Source organism: Methylomonas sp. 2BW1-5-20, assembly GCF_052474515.1.
Genome location: NZ_CP184127.1, coordinates 2918938 through 2936516, shown reverse-complemented (window position 1 = coordinate 2936516; position 17579 = coordinate 2918938). Strand labels below are relative to the sequence as shown.

The following is a 17579-nucleotide window of genomic DNA, read 5'->3' as shown; positions in this document are numbered from 1 at the left end:
TAACTCCAATCAATAAACCCTGAGCCAAATTATACCAAAGCTGGCGTTTTGACACAGTCTGGGCCATCCGCAAACCGCTATGGAAGCGCATCGTTTGCATCCGGCGCATTATCTGCTCAAGCCGCTGGAGGACAGCAAAATCGACGAAGCTTTGGATTGGATACGTCAAAAGCAAGCGCCGTCTGTTACGCCGGTTTATCCGCAGCCTAAACGTATCATGATCAAACATCGCATCGACTCCAGTTTTGATGCGCACGAGTGGCATACCGAATGCGTCGACCCTGGAGAAATCGTGTTTATTGCCAAGAATAAATCGGTGAATAACCTGAAAATCCAGTTAGCCAACGGCAATGTGTTGGAACGGGTCAACGGCACGATCAAGGACTGGGAAAACAAATATGCCGGCTTGGGACTTGTGCAAATTCACAGAAGTCATCTGATCAATCTAACCCACTTAAAAAGTCTGAAACCGCGCGGCAACGAAGGGGAGGATTACAAGGTGGCGCTGAAAAATTGTCCGAGTGAATTGGCGGTTGGACCGGAATATTTGGAGTTATTTCGGGAAAAACTGCATAAAGGCGTGCTTTAGGGGGCGACGGTGTCATCGAAACTGGTTGCCTAGAACAAGAGCTTGCCGCTAGGTTTTGCGACGCAGTCAAGATTATCCGCGGTTTCATCCGTTACAATAGCCTGAATTTACCGTGAACCCCGACCACCGAACTCAATGAACGATTCGATTATTTATGCGCTGGATTTTGACGGCGTGATTTGTGACAGCGCGATTGAAACCGCCATCACCGGCTGGAAAGCCGGCTCGACGATTTGGAGCGATATGCCGACGGATGTGCCGCCGGCTATCATCGAGCAGTTTCGTGAAGTGAGGCCGATTATCGAGACCGGTTACGAAGCGATTTTGATCATTCGTCTGATGCACATGGGCAAGAGTACTGCCGCCATCTATGCCAACTATGCCGCCAAGGTACAAAAGATGCTGGATGAGATCCATTTGAGCGTGGATGATTTGAAAAAACTGTTCGGCGAAACCCGGGACAATTGGATTGCCGCTGACAGTGCCGATTGGATAGCCAATAATCCGCTGTATCGTGGTGTTGCCGAAAAATTGCGCCGACTGGGGCAACAGCATGTTTGGTACGTAATCACCACCAAGCAAGAACGTTTCGTGAAAAAAATCCTGGAAGCCAATGACATAGAGCTGCCTGACGCGCGGATTTTCGGTTTGGACCGTAATATGAGCAAACCCGAAGTGTTGAAAGGGTTGAAAGCCCAGTACCCCGGTCAGTCGATTTATTTTCTGGAAGACCGTTTGCCGTCCTTGCGTAATGTGCAAAAACACCCGGAATTAGCCGATGTGAAGCTGTTGTTTGCGCTGTGGGGCTACAATCTCGCCGAAGATCATGCGCTGGCCGCGCGGGAAGCAATTGTGTTACAGAAATTGGATGACTTTCTTGACGGGGGAGCGGCATTGGGGTAGCTGGAACTGCGATAGGCCAACGCGTCATTATGCTTGATGCGAGGGCTATTCAAAGAGCAACTCCTATCGCCGTGACAACGCAGGCAAGAGCCGACGCCATCGCACTTAATCTCGGCGGCAATACTGCCGCGCCATTTATCAATAATGCCTTAATTCCGGCTGCGATGGCGTCTGCCGGCACCGGTCGGCTAAACCGGTATGAGCTTTCGTGCTAAATCCTACAAATCTTAAAAATCGTCATTCGGCAATTGTCGTATTTACGACATTGTCGGATGAAGGCGCCGCCAAAACCGTCGTTTCCACGAATTATTCCCGATCTGAAATTAAGTCAAAATCCTTGTCAACCATGGTCTTGCTAAGGTTTTAATCATGCTGGCAAGTGTTTTGCTTGGAAGCTGTTAAATACCTTTCATTCATTACCATTCATTGGGGATTTAAGCAGATGCTACTTGAAAAATATGACAGCCAAGGGCTTTTATGGATTACAACCTTAGTCGGCAAAACCAGTAAAGCCGGGCTTTCCGCGTTTCGCGGCGACTTGGTATTGGTCGAAGGCGAATTGCGCGAAGGGTCGACTAATATCCGCGACCGGAAAACTCCGGAGATGGTGATTAATCAATCGGCGATATTGGCCGATGCCGACAAGATTTTGTTCATCAACGGCCTGTTTTTTCAATTGGAAGATTTACCGGTATTCGTCGAAAAATATAAAGAGGCCTTGACCCCGGAAACCACCACCCTGTTTTACGTGCAAAACATCGCTAAGCCGATGCAAATCGTTTTAGATGGCGTGGTATTCAATTTATTGCCTCATCAGGAAGGTATGATCTGGAACTTGATGTTGGAAGAGCTTTATATCGAAAAATCCGATTTAAAAGGCCAATCCGGCGAAGACAAGGTGATTACCGCTTATGAAGCGGCCAAGGGCTATAAAATCAAAGCCGAGCCGATCAGCCTGGAGGCTGCGCTGTCGCAAACTATCGAAGTTAAAAAAGATTTAGCCGGTGGCCCGGTTTAGGTTTGGCGTCTTGAGCCTTGCGAGGATGTTAGTGCTATGAAAACTTTCAAAACTATCTCCACGGCCGATTCCGAACAGCTGATTGCCGAACAGCAACCGATGATTCTGGATTGCCGCGATCTAAAGGATTATCGGGCCGGGCATATCGAAAATGCCATGCATGTCCACGAGCAATTGCGCGATTCGCTGTTGAAAAAAGCCGACAAGGCCAAACCCTTGCTGATTTACTGCTATTACGGCCATGCCAGCGAGCATTTGGCGGAGATGTTCGGCGACTTCGGCTTTCAACAGGTCTACAGCTTGGCCGGCGGCTATGCCGACTGGAAAGAACAGCACAAACTTTAAAGGTGACGCTATGGAACAATTATCACGAGATCTGGCTTTGCGTATCGCACTGGCTTCGCGGATTTTGCCGGGAGTAGACGTACCGAAGTTGATCGGTGTGTTGCACGAAAAAGTCGGCTCGCCGTTGGATGACGAGAAACTGAAATCGATTACCGTTACCAACCTGAAGACCGGCATCGGTAGTCTGGATGGCGAGGAAGACGGCGAAGATATCGGCATCGGTCTGGAAAACATCAAGTTGGCGGTCAGGTATTTGTGGGGCGAGGAAGACGAAGATGAAGGATTGCCGGAAATCATGCCTTACAAGGAGGGCGATATTCCGGAATCGATTCGGGTGGCGATTGCTTCCAATAGCGGTCAGCTATTGAATGGGCACTTTGGTTCTTGCATCCGGTTTTTGGTCTATCAGTTGTCGAGAAACGATATGCGCTTGATCGATATTCGCTCTACTGTGGAAGCCGATAGCGCCGATGACAGAAATCTGTTCAGGGCTAATATGATCAAGGATTGCCATGTATTGTTCGTGCAATCGATCGGCGGACCGGCGGCGGCCAAGGTGATTCGCGCCGATATTTATCCGATCAAGGAACCGGATGTGATCGACGCGGTGGAAAAGCTCACCGAGTTTCAGAAAGTGTTTGATGCCGCGCCGCCTTGGATGGCAAAAGCCCTGGGTAAAAGTGCCGAGGAGCGGAAGCGGTTTGCTCATCAGGAATAAACTCTCGTAAAGTAATCGCTTATCCTCTCGATTGAGAGGGTAAGCTCAAAGGCTATTCTAGAAAGCTCCGTTTTTCGGTTAGCCATGTGGGCTGAGAGCTGATAAAAAAATTATTGCTTCTCCATGGTCTTGATAAACGCATCCGCCTCGTTAATCGATTTTTCCATCTCCACTACCAATGCCGATACGTCGGATTTAACCGATTCCAGCTGGCCTTTTAGCGATGCTATGGCCTGGGCGTTCAGGTTATGTTTCAGATACAGCACCTGATCGCGAAACACGCTGAGCACCGGCTCGATTTTGGTTTCGGCTTTGCGCATCGCAGTGATCAATTGCTGGTAGTGAGCTTTAGTGGCAGTTAACTTTTGCTGACTGTTCCGTCTTAGCGAGGCATTACTGTACTGGCCAAGTTCGGTTTCCCATTCGCTAAATAGCGCACTCGAAACGTCTTCGATATCGGCGATGCGTTTGTTGACTTCCTCGGCCTTTTTCACGCTGGCTTCGTATTCGCCGTTAAGTTTGTTGTAGGTCGCTTCCAAATCGCCGCCTTTGAAATCGGTCATCACGGTGAATTGTTCCAGCGCAGATTTAAATTGTTGCTTGGTTTCCTCTTGTGTGTCGCGGGCTTTTTCCACGCGATGCACCATCACTTCGCGTTTGGGAATGCCGATTTTCTCCAGGCCGCTGTAATAGGCGCTGGAACAGGCTGTTAGGCCAAGCACCGTCAATAAAAACAACATAAAACGCGAATTGAATTTCATAAAAGCTCCTTGGATTGATGTTCGTATTATAAGTTTGAGTAGGTGTGGTTCAACTCAAATAGGTTGGCGGGTAGACCGAGTGTAAACATTCGATTGTGAATAAATTCACATATTCGACTTCGAATTTTATTGTGCGATAACCGGTAATAGTCAAAAGCCATATTAAATCAGGGCTGTAGAGGATATCTATGATTTTTAAAGTTAAATAATGCGATTTCTATTCAAAATTTATCTATTGCCTATGGCGAAGAATCGGGTTTTAGGTTTTACTTAAGTCGTGTTTTAGAGCAAGGTCTTAAAAAAATTTCCGGGATGCTTTTTAATTAAAAACATTATCGACGGATTTAATTATTATTTTCTACATTAGGTGGCAAAAATGAACGAATTAAAAAAAGATGTGTTTATCGGTTCTGTATCATTTTTAGGTATAGTCGCATTCGTTTCAGGGCAGTTTATATTGTCGACAATGATGTTTGGCGTGGCGGCAATATGGAGTACGATTTTATTAAATAATCGTGTGCAAACGGTTAAGAGTTGAAGGCTTTCTCCTATTGGCGGAGACTTACAAACGATCTTCCATCAGTCGTTTGTTTTTATACTCCCGTAGCTTTAGGTTATGGGAGTTTTTTTGATCAATGTATTTACACTAGCATGGCCGCCAATCTATAGTTTCCGTAAAAAATCCAGTTTCTCTTTTATTTTTATTTCCAAGCCCCGTTCCACCGGAAAGTAATAACGTCGGTTTTTCAAAGTATCCGGAAAATAAGTTTCACCGGCGGCATAAGCATTTTTTTCGTCATGCGCATAGCGATATTCCGCGCCGTGTCCTAATTCCTTCATTAATTTGGTTGGTGCGTTGCGCAAATGGATGGGTACTTCCAGTGAACCGCTATTGCGGGCGTCGGCCATCGCGGCTTTATAAGCGACGTATACCGCGTTGCTTTTCGGTGCGCAGGCCAAATAAACGACGGCTTGCGCTAGAGATAGTTCGCCTTCCGGGCTGCCTAAGCGCTCGTAAGCGTTCGTGGCGTTTAACGCTAATTCCAGGCCGCGAGGATCGGCATTGCCTATATCTTCCGATGCCATACGAATCACTCGGCGGGCGATATACAAAGGGTCGCAGCCGCCGTCCAGCATTCTGGCAAACCAGTACAGCGCGGCGTCCGGGTCGGTACCTCGCACCGATTTATGCAAGGCAGAGATTTGATCGTAGAAAATATCGCCGCCCTTATCGAAGCGGTTGGCATGGCCTTGCAGCACTTCGTCCAGCACTTCCCGATTGACGATTTCCCGGCCATCAATATTTTCCGCCAGATCGGCGGCAATTTGCAGGATGTTTAAACAGCGGCGAGCGTCGCCATCAGCCGCTTTGGCGATCATAGCCAATACTTCGGTTTCGATCTGTAAATTACGGCTACCCAGTCCGCGGTCTTGGTCGGTCAAGGCATTCAGTAGCAAAGCTTGTAAGTCCTCGATCTCGATGCTGCGCATCACGTAAACCCTTAAACGTGACAGTAAAGCGTTATTCAATTCAAAAGACGGGTTTTCCGTCGTGGCGCCGAACAAAATAATCGCGCCGCTTTCGATGGGCGCCAACAACGAATCCTGCTGGCTTTTAGAAAAGCGGTGAATCTCGTCGATAAACACCACGGTATTCAGGTTGCGGCTGAGTTTAACTTCTTCCGCCTCGGCCACTGCCGCCCGGATTTCCTTGACGCCGGCCATTACCGCCGACAATTCGATGAAATGGCAGTGTGCGCTGGCGGCGATGATTTTGGCTAGCGTGGTTTTACCGACGCCGGGCGGTCCCCAGAACACCAATGAATGCGGCATGCCTTGTTCTATGGCGACACGTAGCGATTTACCCTTGCCAAGCAGGTGTTGTTGGCCGATGAAATCGTCCAGCGTAGTTGGCCGCATCCTGGCCGCAAGCGGTGCATAGGCGGTGGTATCGAAGGCTGTGGTGTTATTCATTTGTTGAGGCTCGGTAAAACAAATAGGCAATGGCGGCATTTTTCATTAGAATTGCCGGCCATTTTATTGATTCTGATGCCGGATTGACATGGATTTAAAATTCTTAGATTTCGAACAGCCGATTGCCGAACTGCAAGCGAAGATAGAAGAGCTGCGCAAGGTGGAACTGGATAATAATTTCGACATTTCCGAAACTTTGAAGCAGCTCGAGCAGAAATGCGAAAGTTTGACGGAAAGCATTTTCGCGGATTTGTCCGACTGGCAAATCTCGCAATTATCCCGGCATCCCGGTCGTCCGTATACCCTGGATTACATCGATCTGATATTCACGGAATTCCATGAACTGCACGGCGACCGCTCCTACGCCGACGATCCGGCGATAGTTTGTGGCATGGCGCGTTTGGAAGGTCAGCCGGTTGTCGTGATCGGGCATCAGAAGGGCCGCGATACCAAGGAAAAAATTTATCGCAATTTCGGTATGCCGCGTCCGGAGGGCTATCGCAAAGCCTTGCGGGTGATGAAATTAGCCGAGCGATTCAAGCTTCCTATCATTTGTCTGATTGATACACCGGGCGCCTATCCGGGGATAGGCGCCGAAGAGCGCGGCCAAAGCGAGGCGATCGCCCGCAATCTGTTTGAAATGTCGAAATTGCGCACACCGGTGATTTGCACGGTTATCGGCGAGGGCGGTTCCGGCGGCGCATTGGCGATTGGCGTCGGCGATAGATTGCTGATGCTGGAATACAGCACTTATGCGGTTATTTCGCCGGAAGGTTGCGCGTCGATATTATGGAAAAGTGCCGACAAGGCCCAATTGGCGGCGGAAGCGATGGGTATTACCTCGGATCGGGTGCGCGAACAAGGTTTTCTGGACGAAGTGATTCGCGAGCCGGTGGGTGGCGGTCATCGCAATTTCGATAAAATTGCCGCTAATCTAAAAGACGCCTTGTCCAGGCATTTGACCGATCTGAATCAGCAGGCGGAAAATATGGATTTGCTGCTGGAAAGACGCTATCAACGTATCATGCGTTTTGGTTCGTACATCGAAGAGCCGGTTAAATAAAGTCGCTAAGCGCTTGAGTGGATTGTTCAAAAAGGCCGAGTCGAATCGGCCTTTTTTTGTGAGTAAAACATGCCCGATCTTAATTCGCAGATCATTGCTCCGTTAGTGCCGCTCTCGTGCCGAAAAGTATTCGTCGCTTACAGCGGCGGCTTGGATTCGCATGTGCTGTTGCACATGTGTGCCGCATTGCCGATGCTGGTCGGCAAAATCGTTGCCGTCTATGTTAATCATGGTTTGCAAGCCGCGTCTGCGGCATGGGGCGAGCATTGTCGGCGGCAAGCGGCAGAGCTGGGGGTGGCTTTTCAGTTGCTGCGGGTCGATGCGAAAGCGGGCGGGGGCGAAAGTCCGGAAGCCGCTGCACGCGAAGCGCGTTACCGGGCGTTTCGGGAATTACTGGATATCGACGATATTATCCTGGTTGCTCAGCATCGCGAAGATCAGATGGAAACCTTGCTTTTGCAATTGATCAGAGGCGCGGGGGTAGCCGGCTTGGCCGGTATGTCGGTTGTCAGTGCTTTCGGAAAGGGGCAAATATTGCGGCCCTTATTGGATGTGGCCAAGGACGAGATACGGGATTATGCGCAAAGGCATGGGTTGCTCTGGGTGGAAGACCCCAGTAATCAAAGTAGCGATTTTGATCGCAATTTCTTGCGTAACGAAATCCTGCCATTGTTGAAACAGCGCTGGCCGTCGCTGGACAAAACCGTGGCGCGTTCGGCCAAGCTATGCGGAGATGCGGCGCAGATGATAGGAGATTGGGCCGAGCAGACTTTGCAGACGGTTTTTGATCCGGCCGATGGCAGTATCGATATCGCCGCTATACCGGCTATCTCCGCGGTGCAGATGAATTGCCTTTTGCGGCAATGGTTGAGCAGGATGGGTCTGAAGCCGCCTAGTCGGGCTGTGTTGCAAACGCTAGTCGATCAGCTGGTCGGCGGGCGGCTGGATGCGATGCCGCAAATCAATATTCAAGGTCATTCCATCCGGAAATATAGGCAAAAATTGTATTGCCTCTCCGCGGAACGATTGCAAAAGGAAACTCAGTCCACGACCTGGAAGCAGCAGCATGCGCAGGTAACGTTACGCAATGGCTATGTATTGTGTAGAGCGAATGCCTCGGTCGGGCTATCTAAAAACTTGTGGCATAACGCAGAAGTGACGGTGGCGCCTCGGCAAGGCGGTGAAAGCTTGAAATTGCCGGGCCGAGTCGGCCATCATTGCCTAAAAAAACTCTATCAGGAGGCAGGGGTTCCGCCTTGGGAAAGAGATGTTCGGCCGCTGATTTATCTGAATGGCCGGCTGGCCGGGGTAGCCGGCTTATGGGTCGCGGAATGGGCTTGGCTTGACGCGGTCGACGGCTGCTACCAATTGGATTGGCGTGTACCCGAAAGCATGTGATGATAAGTAACAAAATGCGTTAGGAGGCGTCATGTTGATGTTCCCAGAGATACTTCAGGCCGTTATTGTTGGCATGATGATCGCGATTCCGGCGATTCTGATTTACAAAAAAGCCGGTTTGAATCCGGCGTGGGCTGCGCTGGTGTTTTTGCCGGTCTTTGGTTTGTTGATCGTGTTTTTGCAACTGGCCTTCCAAGCTTGGCCGAATGCTAAAAAGGGGCGTTAATCATGGAATTGTTTTTTGTGCTACTGCCGGCATTCGTCCTGTTTTGCTTATGGTTGGGCTACCGTATTTTAGAAAAGGCCGGATTTGATGGGCGGTGGGCGCTGGTTTTATTGGTGCCGGTGCTGAACATCATTATGATCTGGGTATTTGCCTTTAGCGCTTGGCCCAATCTGCAGCGCGGCGTAGAGCAAGATTTATAAGCGGCGTTTTGCATATGGCGGAAAAAACGCTCGGTAAATTTCCGGCTATTTTCATTCCGGTGCTGTTATTTATTCTGTTCGATACCGTGGCACTGGGTTTGAATTTCTGGATTTCCGCAAAGCTGGAAAAGAGTGCGGTGGCGATTAATTTATCCGGCCGCCAACGCATGTTGTCACAACGCATGACCAAATCCTTGCTGATGCTGCAAGTCGCGCAAACCGAGGGTCAAAAACTTAGCGCCTTTACCGAGTTTTCTAATGCTGTTGACTTGTTCGATAAAACTTTAACTGGTTTTCTACAGGGCGGCATGACCTTTAGCGGTGACGGTAAGCCGGTTTATCTGCCTGCTACCGAAGCGCCCGATACGCAAATGATTACCGGCTCGGCGGTTCAGCTTTGGACTTTGATCCACAAACAGTTATCGCCGGTGGAGATTGGCGGTGCCGGTGTCGGCGCTGAGGTTTTGCGGCCGGCATTGGATGCTTTGTTGATGCACAATACGCAATTGTTGGGCTTGATGAACGATCTGACCACCGCGTTGGAGCTGAATGCTACCAGGGAAGTGTATTTTCTGCGCACCTTGCAAGTCAGTTTGCTATTGCTGGCGCTGTTGAATTTTGCCTTAGTCTGCAAGCGATTGCTGGCGCAGGTCAGACAATCGCAGGGCAACGTCCAGGCCTTGCGCAATATCATCGATTCCATCGAGACGGGTATTGTACTGTACGACGGCGACGAACGTGTGCGTTCGGCCAATAAGGCCGCCAATCAGCTATTCGGCTACAACGATCAGGCCTTGGTGGGAAAACCCTTAAGGCAACTGATATTTGCGGACAATACCCGAGTGTTGGGACTGCGGTGCGATAGCTCTACCTTTGTCGCGAAAATCAACACGCAAACTTTGTTCGAATTTAACGATCAGATCAGTTTATGCACGATTACCGATGTCAGCGAACAGGAACGCAAGGAAAAGCGGTTAATGTATCTGGCGTTTCACGATCAGCTCACCGGTTTGCCCAATCGCGGCCTGCTGGTGGAGCGTTTGCATCAAGATTTATTGCGCGCCAAGCGCGATTCCACGTTTTTGGCGGTGCTGTTTCTGGATTTGGATGGCTTTAAAGTCGTCAACGATGAAATGGGGCACGACGCCGGCGACGAATTGTTGAAAGCGGTTGCCAAGCGTTTCGAACAATGTTGTCGTGAGGTCGATACTGTGGCGCGTTTAGGTGGGGACGAATTCGTGTTTGTCCTGACGTCGTTGCACACGGTTCTGGCGGCCAAGCAAGTGGCGCAAAATGTGTTAAAGGCTGTCAATCAAGCATTTTTGATTCATGGGCAGGCGGTGAAAATCGGTGCCAGTATCGGTATCGCCATGTATCCGACCGATCATTCCGAAGTCGAGTTATTGATTAAGTGCGCGGATGATGCCATGTATTTGGCTAAGCAACGCGGCAAAAATCAGTTGGTGTTTACCGGGGAATGCCACTGATAATTTGCGGTTGCCGAGGGCTTGGAGATGCTGGCGGCAGCAATTAAAAAGGCAAATCCGCCATAAAACTGTTAGAATTTGCGCCTTTTTCGACCCCCTTGCTATTTGCTAAACAGGGCGCAAAACCTTCATGACAAAATTCATATTCATCACCGGCGGAGTGGTTTCATCCTTGGGAAAAGGGATAGCCGCTTCCTCTCTCGCGGCGATTCTTGAAGATCGTGGCTTGAAAGTCACTCTCACCAAACTCGATCCATATATCAACGTCGATCCCGGCACCATGAGTCCGTTTCAGCACGGCGAGGTGTTCGTTACCGAAGACGGTGCGGAAACCGATCTTGATTTAGGCCATTACGAGCGGTTTTTAAAAACCACGATGGCCAAGAAAAACAACTTCACCACCGGCCAGGTTTACGAGCAAGTATTGCGCAACGAGCGCAAGGGCGAGTACCTGGGCGCTACGGTACAGGTGATTCCGCATATTACCGACGAAATCAAACGCCGCGTCTACGCTAGCGCGGAAGGTACCGATGTGGCTTTGATCGAAGTCGGCGGCACCGTCGGTGACATCGAATCCTTGCCATTTCTGGAATCCATCCGGCAAATGGGTGTGGAATTAGGCCGGGATCGGGCGGTATTTATCCACCTGACTTTGGTACCGTACATCAAGTCGGCCGGCGAGATTAAAACCAAGCCGACGCAGCATTCGGTAAAAGAACTGCGCACCATCGGTATCCAGCCAGATATTCTGATTTGCCGTTCCGAGCAGCCGATCCCGGCCAGCGAGCGCAAAAAAATCGCCTTGTTCACCAACGTCAATGAAAAAGCGGTTATCTCCGCGATTGACGCCGACACCATTTACCGCATCCCACTACTGTTGCGCGAACAAGGCTTGGACGACATCGTCGTGGCTCAATTGCGTCTCGACGTGCCGCCGGCTGATTTGTCGGCTTGGGAGAAAGTGGTCGATGGCCTGACTCACCCGACCGACGAAGTTAACATCGCCATCGTCGGTAAATATGTCGATCACACCGATGCCTACAAATCCTTGAACGAGGCTTTGATTCACGCCGGTATCCACACCCGTCACAAAGTACAAATCACTTATATCGACTCCGAAACCATCGAAGCCGAAGGTACGGCAAAACTGAAAGATGTCGATGCGATTCTGGTGCCGGGCGGCTTTGGCGAGCGCGGCGTGGAAGGCAAGATTTCCACAGTACGTTTCGCCCGCGAAAACAAGATTCCGTATCTGGGTATTTGCTTGGGCATGCAGTCCGCAGTGATCGAGTTCGCCCGCGATGTGGTCGGTTTGGAAGGCGCGCACAGCACCGAGTTTTTACCGAATAGCCCACATCCCATTATCGGTTTGATTACCGAGTGGATGGATGAGGCTGGGCAGTTGAACGTGCGTGACGAAGGATCGGACATAGGTGGCACCATGCGTTTAGGTGCTCAAAAATGCCGCCTAAAATCCGATTCATTGGCGTTCGAGTTGTATCAAAAAGATGTCATCACCGAGCGGCATCGTCACCGTTACGAATTTAACAATCAGTATTTGAAACAGTTGGAAGCCGCCGGTATGCGCTTCTCCGGTAAATCGCTGGATGGCCGCTTGGTGGAGATTATCGAGCTCCCCGATCACCCCTGGTTTTTGGCCTGCCAATTCCATCCCGAATTCACCTCGACACCGCGCAACGGTCATCCGTTGTTTTCAGGCTTCGTCGAGGCGGCCGCCAAACACAAGAAACAAGGTTAAACATGCAATTATGTAATTTCGAAGTCGGCTTGGATCAGCCGTTTTTCCTGATCGCCGGCACCTGTGTCATCGAAAGCGAACAAATGACCCTGGATACCGCCGGTAAATTGAAAGAAATAGCGGACGAGTTGAATATTCCATTTATTTATAAGTCCTCGTTCGACAAAGCCAACCGTTCATCATTAGGCAGTTTTCGCGGTCCGGGCGTCGAAAAAGGTTTGCAGATACTGGAAAAGGTGAAGCAGCAATTACATGTGCCGGTTTTGACCGACGTGCATGAAGACACGCCACTGGCAGAAGTCGCTGCGGTGGTCGATGTGCTGCAAACCCCGGCGTTTTTGTGCCGCCAGACCAATTTCATCCAAAGCGTAGCGGCCTTGGGCAAACCCGTAAATATCAAAAAAGGCCAATTTTTAGCGCCTTGGGATATGGCCAATGTCGCCGCCAAAGCCAAAGCCACCGGTAATCAGCAAATCATGGTTTGCGAGCGCGGTGTGTCGTTTGGCTATAATAATTTGGTTTCGGACATGCGTTCGCTGGCTGTGATGCGCGACACCGGGTGCCCGGTGGTATTCGACGCCACACATTCCGTACAGTTGCCCGGCGGTCAAGGCAATGTATCCGGCGGTCAGCGCGAGCACGTGCCAGTTCTGGCGCGCGCCGCAGTCGCAGTGGGCATTGCCGGGCTTTTCATGGAATCGCATCCCAAACCCGAAGAAGCGTTGAGCGACGGCCCCAATTCCTGGCCCTTGCACCGCATGAAAGAATTATTGGAAATGTTAGTAACGATAGACCGGGCTGTTAAATCCACCAGCCTGATTGAAACCACTCTATAGGGCAAAATAATGGCAAGAATAGTAGATGTAAAGGCAAGAGAAGTTCTGGATTCACGCGGTAACCCGACCGTTGAAGCGGAAGTGTATTTGGCATCCGGCATCATCGGCAGCGCGATGGTGCCATCCGGCGCCTCCACCGGCGAGCGCGAAGCGATCGAATTGCGCGACGGCGATAAATCCCGTTATCTGGGCAAAGGCGTATTGAATGCCGTTAACTTCGTCAATACCGAAATCCGTGAAGCCGTCGTGGGTATGGATGCCAACAACCAAGCCGCATTGGATGCAAAAATGATTGCCTTGGACGGCACGCCTAGCAAAAGCCGCATTGGCGCCAATGCGATTCTGGGCGTTTCCATGGCTGCCGCGCGCGCTGCTGCTCAAGAAGCCGGCGTACCGTTGTACAAATTCCTGAACAAATCCGGCGAATTTATTCTGCCTGTACCGATGATGAACATCATCAACGGCGGTTCGCACGCTGATAACAGCGTTGACTTGCAAGAATTCATGATTCTGCCTGTCGGCGCACCGACTTTCCGCGAAGCGATCCGTTACGGTGCCGAAGTATTCCACAACCTGGCTAAAGTATTGAAAAGCCGCGGTTTGGCCACCACTGTAGGCGACGAAGGCGGTTTCGCGCCTAACCTGTCGTCTAACGAAGAAGCCATCGAAGTAATCCTGGAAGCGATCGAAAAAGCCGGTTACAAAGCAGGCGTTGACATCTATTTGGGTATGGATGCTGCTGCTTCCGAGTACTTTGACGACGGCAAGTACGTGTTGTCTGCGGAAAATCGCAGCTTCAATTCTACAGAGATGGTCGATTTCCTGGCCGCGTGGGTTGATAAATACCCCATCATCTCGATCGAAGACGGTCTGGACGAAAACGACTGGGACGGCTGGAAATATCAAACCGAAAAATTAGGCGACAAAATCCAATTGGTCGGCGACGATTTGTTCGTAACTAACCCTGCTATCCTGAAAGAAGGTATCGAGAAAGGCATTGCCAACTCCATCCTGATCAAGGTTAACCAAATCGGCACTTTGACCGAAACCCTGGCTGCTATCGATATGGCGTCTGCTGCGGGTTACAGCGCGGTGGTTTCTCACCGTTCCGGTGAAACCGAAGACACCACTATCGCCGACTTGGTTGTTGCCACCGGCACCGGCCAAATCAAAACCGGTTCGTTGAGCCGTTCCGACCGGGTTGCTAAATACAACCGTCTGATGAAAATCGAAGACGAGTTGGGCGATAAAGCCAAATACGCCGGCCGCAGCGCGTTCAAAATGCTGAAATAAAAAAGCGTAGGTTGGGTTAGGCGTAAGTCGAAACCCAACGGATTGCTTTATTGTTGGGTTGCACTCTTTCGGGTGCAACCCACCTTACAGATCGAGAGCAGCCATTAAAACCCTGATCGCCATCATCATCCTGTTGATTGTTCACTTCCAGTATCGGTTGTGGCTAGGTGATGCCAGCGTCTCGCAGATTAGTGACTATCGGGAACGCCTCGATACCCTGACCAAGGAAGCGCAGGAAAAAAAGGAACGCAACGATTCCCTGTATGCCGAGGTGCTGGATTTGCGCCGTGGTCTGGAGACCATCGAAGAACGCGCCCGCTACGAGCTGGGCATGATCAAGGAAAACGAAACCTTCTTTCAAGTGCTTGAGTAGAGCATGAATCAAATTCTCAAATGCTGGGCGGTAGTCCCGGCAGCCGGCGTTGGCAAACGCATGCAAGCCGACCGCCCCAAACAATATCTGCCGCTGGCCGGCAAAACCGTCATCGAACATACCTTAAACCGCTTATTGGAATCCGGCGCTTTTCAAGCTGTGGCGGTGGCGATTTCAGTTGAAGATCCCTATTGGCCGGAGTTGGATGTGTCCAGGAATCCTCAGGTAATTACCGCACCGGGCGGCAAGGAACGGGCCGATTCGGTGTTGTCGGCGCTGAAGTCTTTGCAAGGCCAGGCCGCTGAAGACGACTGGGTGTTGGTGCATGACGCCGCCCGGCCTTGTCTTACCGCCTCAGACATCCGTCTGCAAATCGATACCCTAAAAGACGATGCAGTCGGCGGCATTCTGGCGCTGTCTTCACACGATACGCTGAAACACGTCGAAGCCGACACGATTACCGCAACGATAGACCGAAAACATGTCTGGCGGGCGTTGACACCGCAAATGTTCAAATACGGCATGCTGCGAGATGCTTTGCAGCAAACCGAAGGCAATCCGGCCATTACCGACGAAGCTAGCGCATTGGAACTGTTGGGCTTTCAGCCGAAGATCGTCGAAGGCCGCCCCGATAACATCAAAATCACCCGGCCCGAAGATCTGGCGCTGGCGCAATTTTATATGGAGCAACAAGCATGATTCGAGTCGGCCAAGGCTACGACGTCCACCGTTTCAACGACGGCAACCACATTATTCTCGGTGGCGTTACCATTCCTTACGAAAAAGGCCTGGAAGCCCATTCCGACGGCGATGTGGTGCTGCATGCGCTGACCGATGCAATTCTCGGCGCGGCAGCGCTGGGCGACATCGGCAAACATTTCCCAGATACCGACCCTGAGTTCAAAGGTGCCGACAGCCGCGTGTTGCTGCGGCATGTTTATAAAATCGTCCAGGAAAAAGGTTACAAATTAGTCAATGCCGATGTGACCATCATCGCCCAGGCGCCGAAAATGCTCCCGCACGTGCCGGCCATGCGCGCCAATATTGCTGCCGACTTGGCTGTCGATGTCGATTTCATCAATGTCAAAGCCACCACCACCGAAAAGCTGGGTTTTGAAGGCCGCAAGGAAGGCATCGCTGTGCAGGCGGTGGTGTTGATCGAGAAATAATAGCTTTTAGCTAAAGCATGGTTCGCCTCGACTGTTCCGGTATCACCTTCGGCTCCCAACTTGATGAGAAACACTTGTTCGAGTGGGCCAGAGAAATCTCCTGCTTTGTACAGTGGGATCAAGATACTTTGATTGTCAGGTCGCGTAACATTTCCGCAGAAGCTTTGCGTGACCTGATTGCTCTTTTCTGGCGTTATCGGATTCCTATGCATCAACTCGCACAGTTTGAAAACAGCCGAAACGCTCACTGGTTCAGTGCTCCTGGCATGTATTGGCATCAAAGTGTCTTCCCTCAGTCAGGTAGGTCAGGGTGCGCTTAGCGTTCCCTGACAATTTCACTGCAACATGACCTAAGACATTTTCATACCCAATGACAGATTTTAGCTTACCCGAATGGCCCTACGCCTTCGGTGGTCCGTCCGGCACTGGCGACATCAAAACCGAGCCCGAGGATTTTGTCGTCGAAGAAATCCTGTCTTTCGAGCCGGAGGGCAGCGGCGAGCATATCTTTCTACATATCGAAAAAATCGGCGAAAACACCGAATATGTTGCGCGGCAGTTGGCTCGTCATGCTGGTATCAGACAGCGTGATGTCTGCTTCGCCGGCCTGAAGGACAGACACGGTCGCACTCGGCAATGGTTTAGCGTGTGGCTGCCGGGTAAGGAAGGTCCGGATTGGTCAGCTATCGAAACCGATCAGTTGAAAATACTGCAAACGATGCGTCACGCTCGTAAGCTGAAGCGTGGCGTTTTGGCCTGCAATCGATTTACGTTGCTGATCCGTAATTGGACGGGCGACCAAGAACTTGCCGAAAAGCAATTGCAACTGATTAAAGCCCAGGGTTTTCCGAATTACTTCGGGCCCCAGCGTTTCGGGCATCACGGCCAAAATATTGATCGCGCATTGGCTATGTTTGCCGGCGCCAAGGTCAAGCGGGAACAACGTTCTCTGTATTTATCGGCGGCGCGCTCGTATTTGTTCAATTTGATCCTGGCGCAGCGCGTTGAGCAAGCCAATTGGCAGCGTGCAATAAACGGCGATGTATTCAAGTTGGACGGTAGTAATAGCTGTTTTACCGACACTAGCAACGATGCCAGCCTGCCGACACGTGTCGAGCAGGGCGATATTCATCCCACCGGCATCATGTGGGGCCGTGGTGGTAAGGTTGCCACGGCTGAGGCCGGTGCGATAGAAAACGCCGTGATTGCCGTTAACGCATCCATGGCCGACGGCTTGCTGGCGTTTGATCTGGAAGCCGACCGTCGGGCCTTGCGGACATTGCCGCGAGACCTGAGCTGGCAATGGTTGGATAAGCAATTAAAGTTGAGCTTCGCACTGCCCGCCGGTAGCTACGCTACAGCCTTATTACGGGAAATTATCGGCGATGCACCAGACGTCGGTTTTTGAAATTGCTTTGATAAAAATGCATTTTGGGTTGTAATCGCATCAATTTATAATACTTAAGT

General features: G+C 50.8%; 20 protein-coding genes. 18 read left to right on the top strand and 2 right to left on the bottom strand.

Annotation, left to right across the window (positions count from 1 at the left end):
* The first annotated feature begins 79 nt into the window (after positions 1-79).
* From ACH50O_RS13395 to ACH50O_RS13375, 5 genes are all read left to right on the top strand, one after another.
* Positions 80-589 carry a LytR/AlgR family response regulator transcription factor gene (locus ACH50O_RS13395; RefSeq protein WP_446808289.1) on the top strand — a complete coding sequence of 170 codons (510 nt, stop codon included), beginning with the start codon at positions 80-82 and terminating at the stop codon, positions 587-589.
* A 135-nt stretch (positions 590-724) separates the two neighbouring features.
* Entirely contained in the window at positions 725-1492 is a 768-nt protein-coding gene (locus ACH50O_RS13390; protein WP_446808288.1) for an HAD family hydrolase, read from the top strand.
* 442 nt (positions 1493-1934) lie between these two features.
* Positions 1935-2510, top strand: a complete 576-nt coding sequence (locus ACH50O_RS13385) for a hypothetical protein (RefSeq protein ID WP_446808287.1) — start codon at positions 1935-1937, stop codon at positions 2508-2510.
* Positions 2511-2546: 36 nt separating this feature from the next.
* Positions 2547-2855, top strand: a complete 309-nt coding sequence (locus tag ACH50O_RS13380; RefSeq protein WP_446808286.1) for a rhodanese-like domain-containing protein — start codon at positions 2547-2549, stop codon at positions 2853-2855.
* A 10-nt stretch (positions 2856-2865) separates the two neighbouring features.
* A complete protein-coding gene (locus tag ACH50O_RS13375; protein ID WP_446808285.1) occupies positions 2866-3573 on the top strand; it encodes a dinitrogenase iron-molybdenum cofactor biosynthesis protein in 708 nt (235 codons plus the stop codon).
* 110 nt (positions 3574-3683) lie between these two features.
* Here the strand turns inward: ACH50O_RS13375 and ACH50O_RS13370 are convergent, their stop codons facing one another.
* Positions 3684-4334: a DUF2959 domain-containing protein gene (locus ACH50O_RS13370; protein WP_446808284.1), complete on the bottom strand. Its 651-nt coding sequence runs from the start codon at positions 4332-4334 to the stop codon at positions 3684-3686.
* 376 nt (positions 4335-4710) lie between these two features.
* Between ACH50O_RS13370 and ACH50O_RS13365 the strand changes: the two genes are divergently transcribed.
* Positions 4711-4872, top strand: coding sequence for a hypothetical protein (locus ACH50O_RS13365; RefSeq protein ID WP_446808283.1), 162 nt, complete (start codon positions 4711-4713; stop codon positions 4870-4872).
* 125 nt (positions 4873-4997) lie between these two features.
* On the opposite strand, the gene ACH50O_RS13360 is transcribed toward ACH50O_RS13365, so the two are convergent.
* Positions 4998-6308 carry a replication-associated recombination protein A gene (locus tag ACH50O_RS13360; protein WP_446808282.1) on the bottom strand — a complete coding sequence of 437 codons (1311 nt, stop codon included), beginning with the start codon at positions 6306-6308 and terminating at the stop codon, positions 4998-5000.
* A gap of 88 nt (positions 6309-6396) precedes the next feature.
* Between ACH50O_RS13360 and accA the strand changes: the two genes are divergently transcribed.
* From accA to truD, 12 genes are all read left to right on the top strand, one after another.
* Complete coding sequence (gene accA / locus ACH50O_RS13355) at positions 6397-7371, top strand: acetyl-CoA carboxylase carboxyl transferase subunit alpha (protein WP_446808281.1); 975 nt, start codon at positions 6397-6399, stop codon at positions 7369-7371.
* A gap of 69 nt (positions 7372-7440) precedes the next feature.
* Entirely contained in the window at positions 7441-8769 is a 1329-nt protein-coding gene (gene tilS / locus ACH50O_RS13350) for a tRNA lysidine(34) synthetase TilS (RefSeq protein ID WP_446808280.1), read from the top strand.
* 31 nt (positions 8770-8800) lie between these two features.
* Positions 8801-8995 (top strand): hypothetical protein, encoded by a 195-nt coding sequence (locus ACH50O_RS13345; protein ID WP_446808279.1) that lies wholly within the window; start codon positions 8801-8803, stop codon positions 8993-8995.
* Between the two features lie 2 nt (positions 8996-8997).
* Positions 8998-9195, top strand: coding sequence for a hypothetical protein (locus ACH50O_RS13340; protein WP_446808278.1), 198 nt, complete (start codon positions 8998-9000; stop codon positions 9193-9195).
* Positions 9196-9209: 14 nt separating this feature from the next.
* Positions 9210-10682 carry a diguanylate cyclase domain-containing protein gene (locus ACH50O_RS13335; RefSeq protein WP_446808277.1) on the top strand — a complete coding sequence of 491 codons (1473 nt, stop codon included), beginning with the start codon at positions 9210-9212 and terminating at the stop codon, positions 10680-10682.
* A gap of 130 nt (positions 10683-10812) precedes the next feature.
* Entirely contained in the window at positions 10813-12441 is a 1629-nt protein-coding gene (locus tag ACH50O_RS13330) for a CTP synthase (protein ID WP_256607863.1), read from the top strand.
* Positions 12442-12443: 2 nt separating this feature from the next.
* A complete protein-coding gene (kdsA, locus tag ACH50O_RS13325; protein ID WP_446808276.1) occupies positions 12444-13277 on the top strand; it encodes a 3-deoxy-8-phosphooctulonate synthase in 834 nt (277 codons plus the stop codon).
* A gap of 9 nt (positions 13278-13286) precedes the next feature.
* Positions 13287-14570: a phosphopyruvate hydratase gene (gene eno, locus ACH50O_RS13320; protein ID WP_446808275.1), complete on the top strand. Its 1284-nt coding sequence runs from the start codon at positions 13287-13289 to the stop codon at positions 14568-14570.
* Positions 14571-14673: 103 nt separating this feature from the next.
* Entirely contained in the window at positions 14674-14943 is a 270-nt protein-coding gene (locus ACH50O_RS13315; protein WP_026146944.1) for a septum formation initiator family protein, read from the top strand.
* Positions 14944-14946: 3 nt separating this feature from the next.
* Positions 14947-15642, top strand: a complete 696-nt coding sequence (ispD, locus tag ACH50O_RS13310; RefSeq protein WP_446808274.1) for a 2-C-methyl-D-erythritol 4-phosphate cytidylyltransferase — start codon at positions 14947-14949, stop codon at positions 15640-15642.
* Entirely contained in the window at positions 15639-16112 is a 474-nt protein-coding gene (gene ispF / locus ACH50O_RS13305) for a 2-C-methyl-D-erythritol 2,4-cyclodiphosphate synthase (RefSeq protein ID WP_446808273.1), read from the top strand. The genes ispD and ispF overlap by 4 nt, the downstream gene beginning before the upstream one ends.
* 370 nt (positions 16113-16482) lie before the next feature.
* The gene (truD, locus tag ACH50O_RS13300) at positions 16483-17520 is read left to right on the top strand and encodes a tRNA pseudouridine(13) synthase TruD (protein WP_446808272.1); all 1038 of its coding nucleotides are present in this window, start codon (positions 16483-16485) and stop codon (positions 17518-17520) included.
* Positions 17521-17579 lie beyond the last annotated feature (59 nt).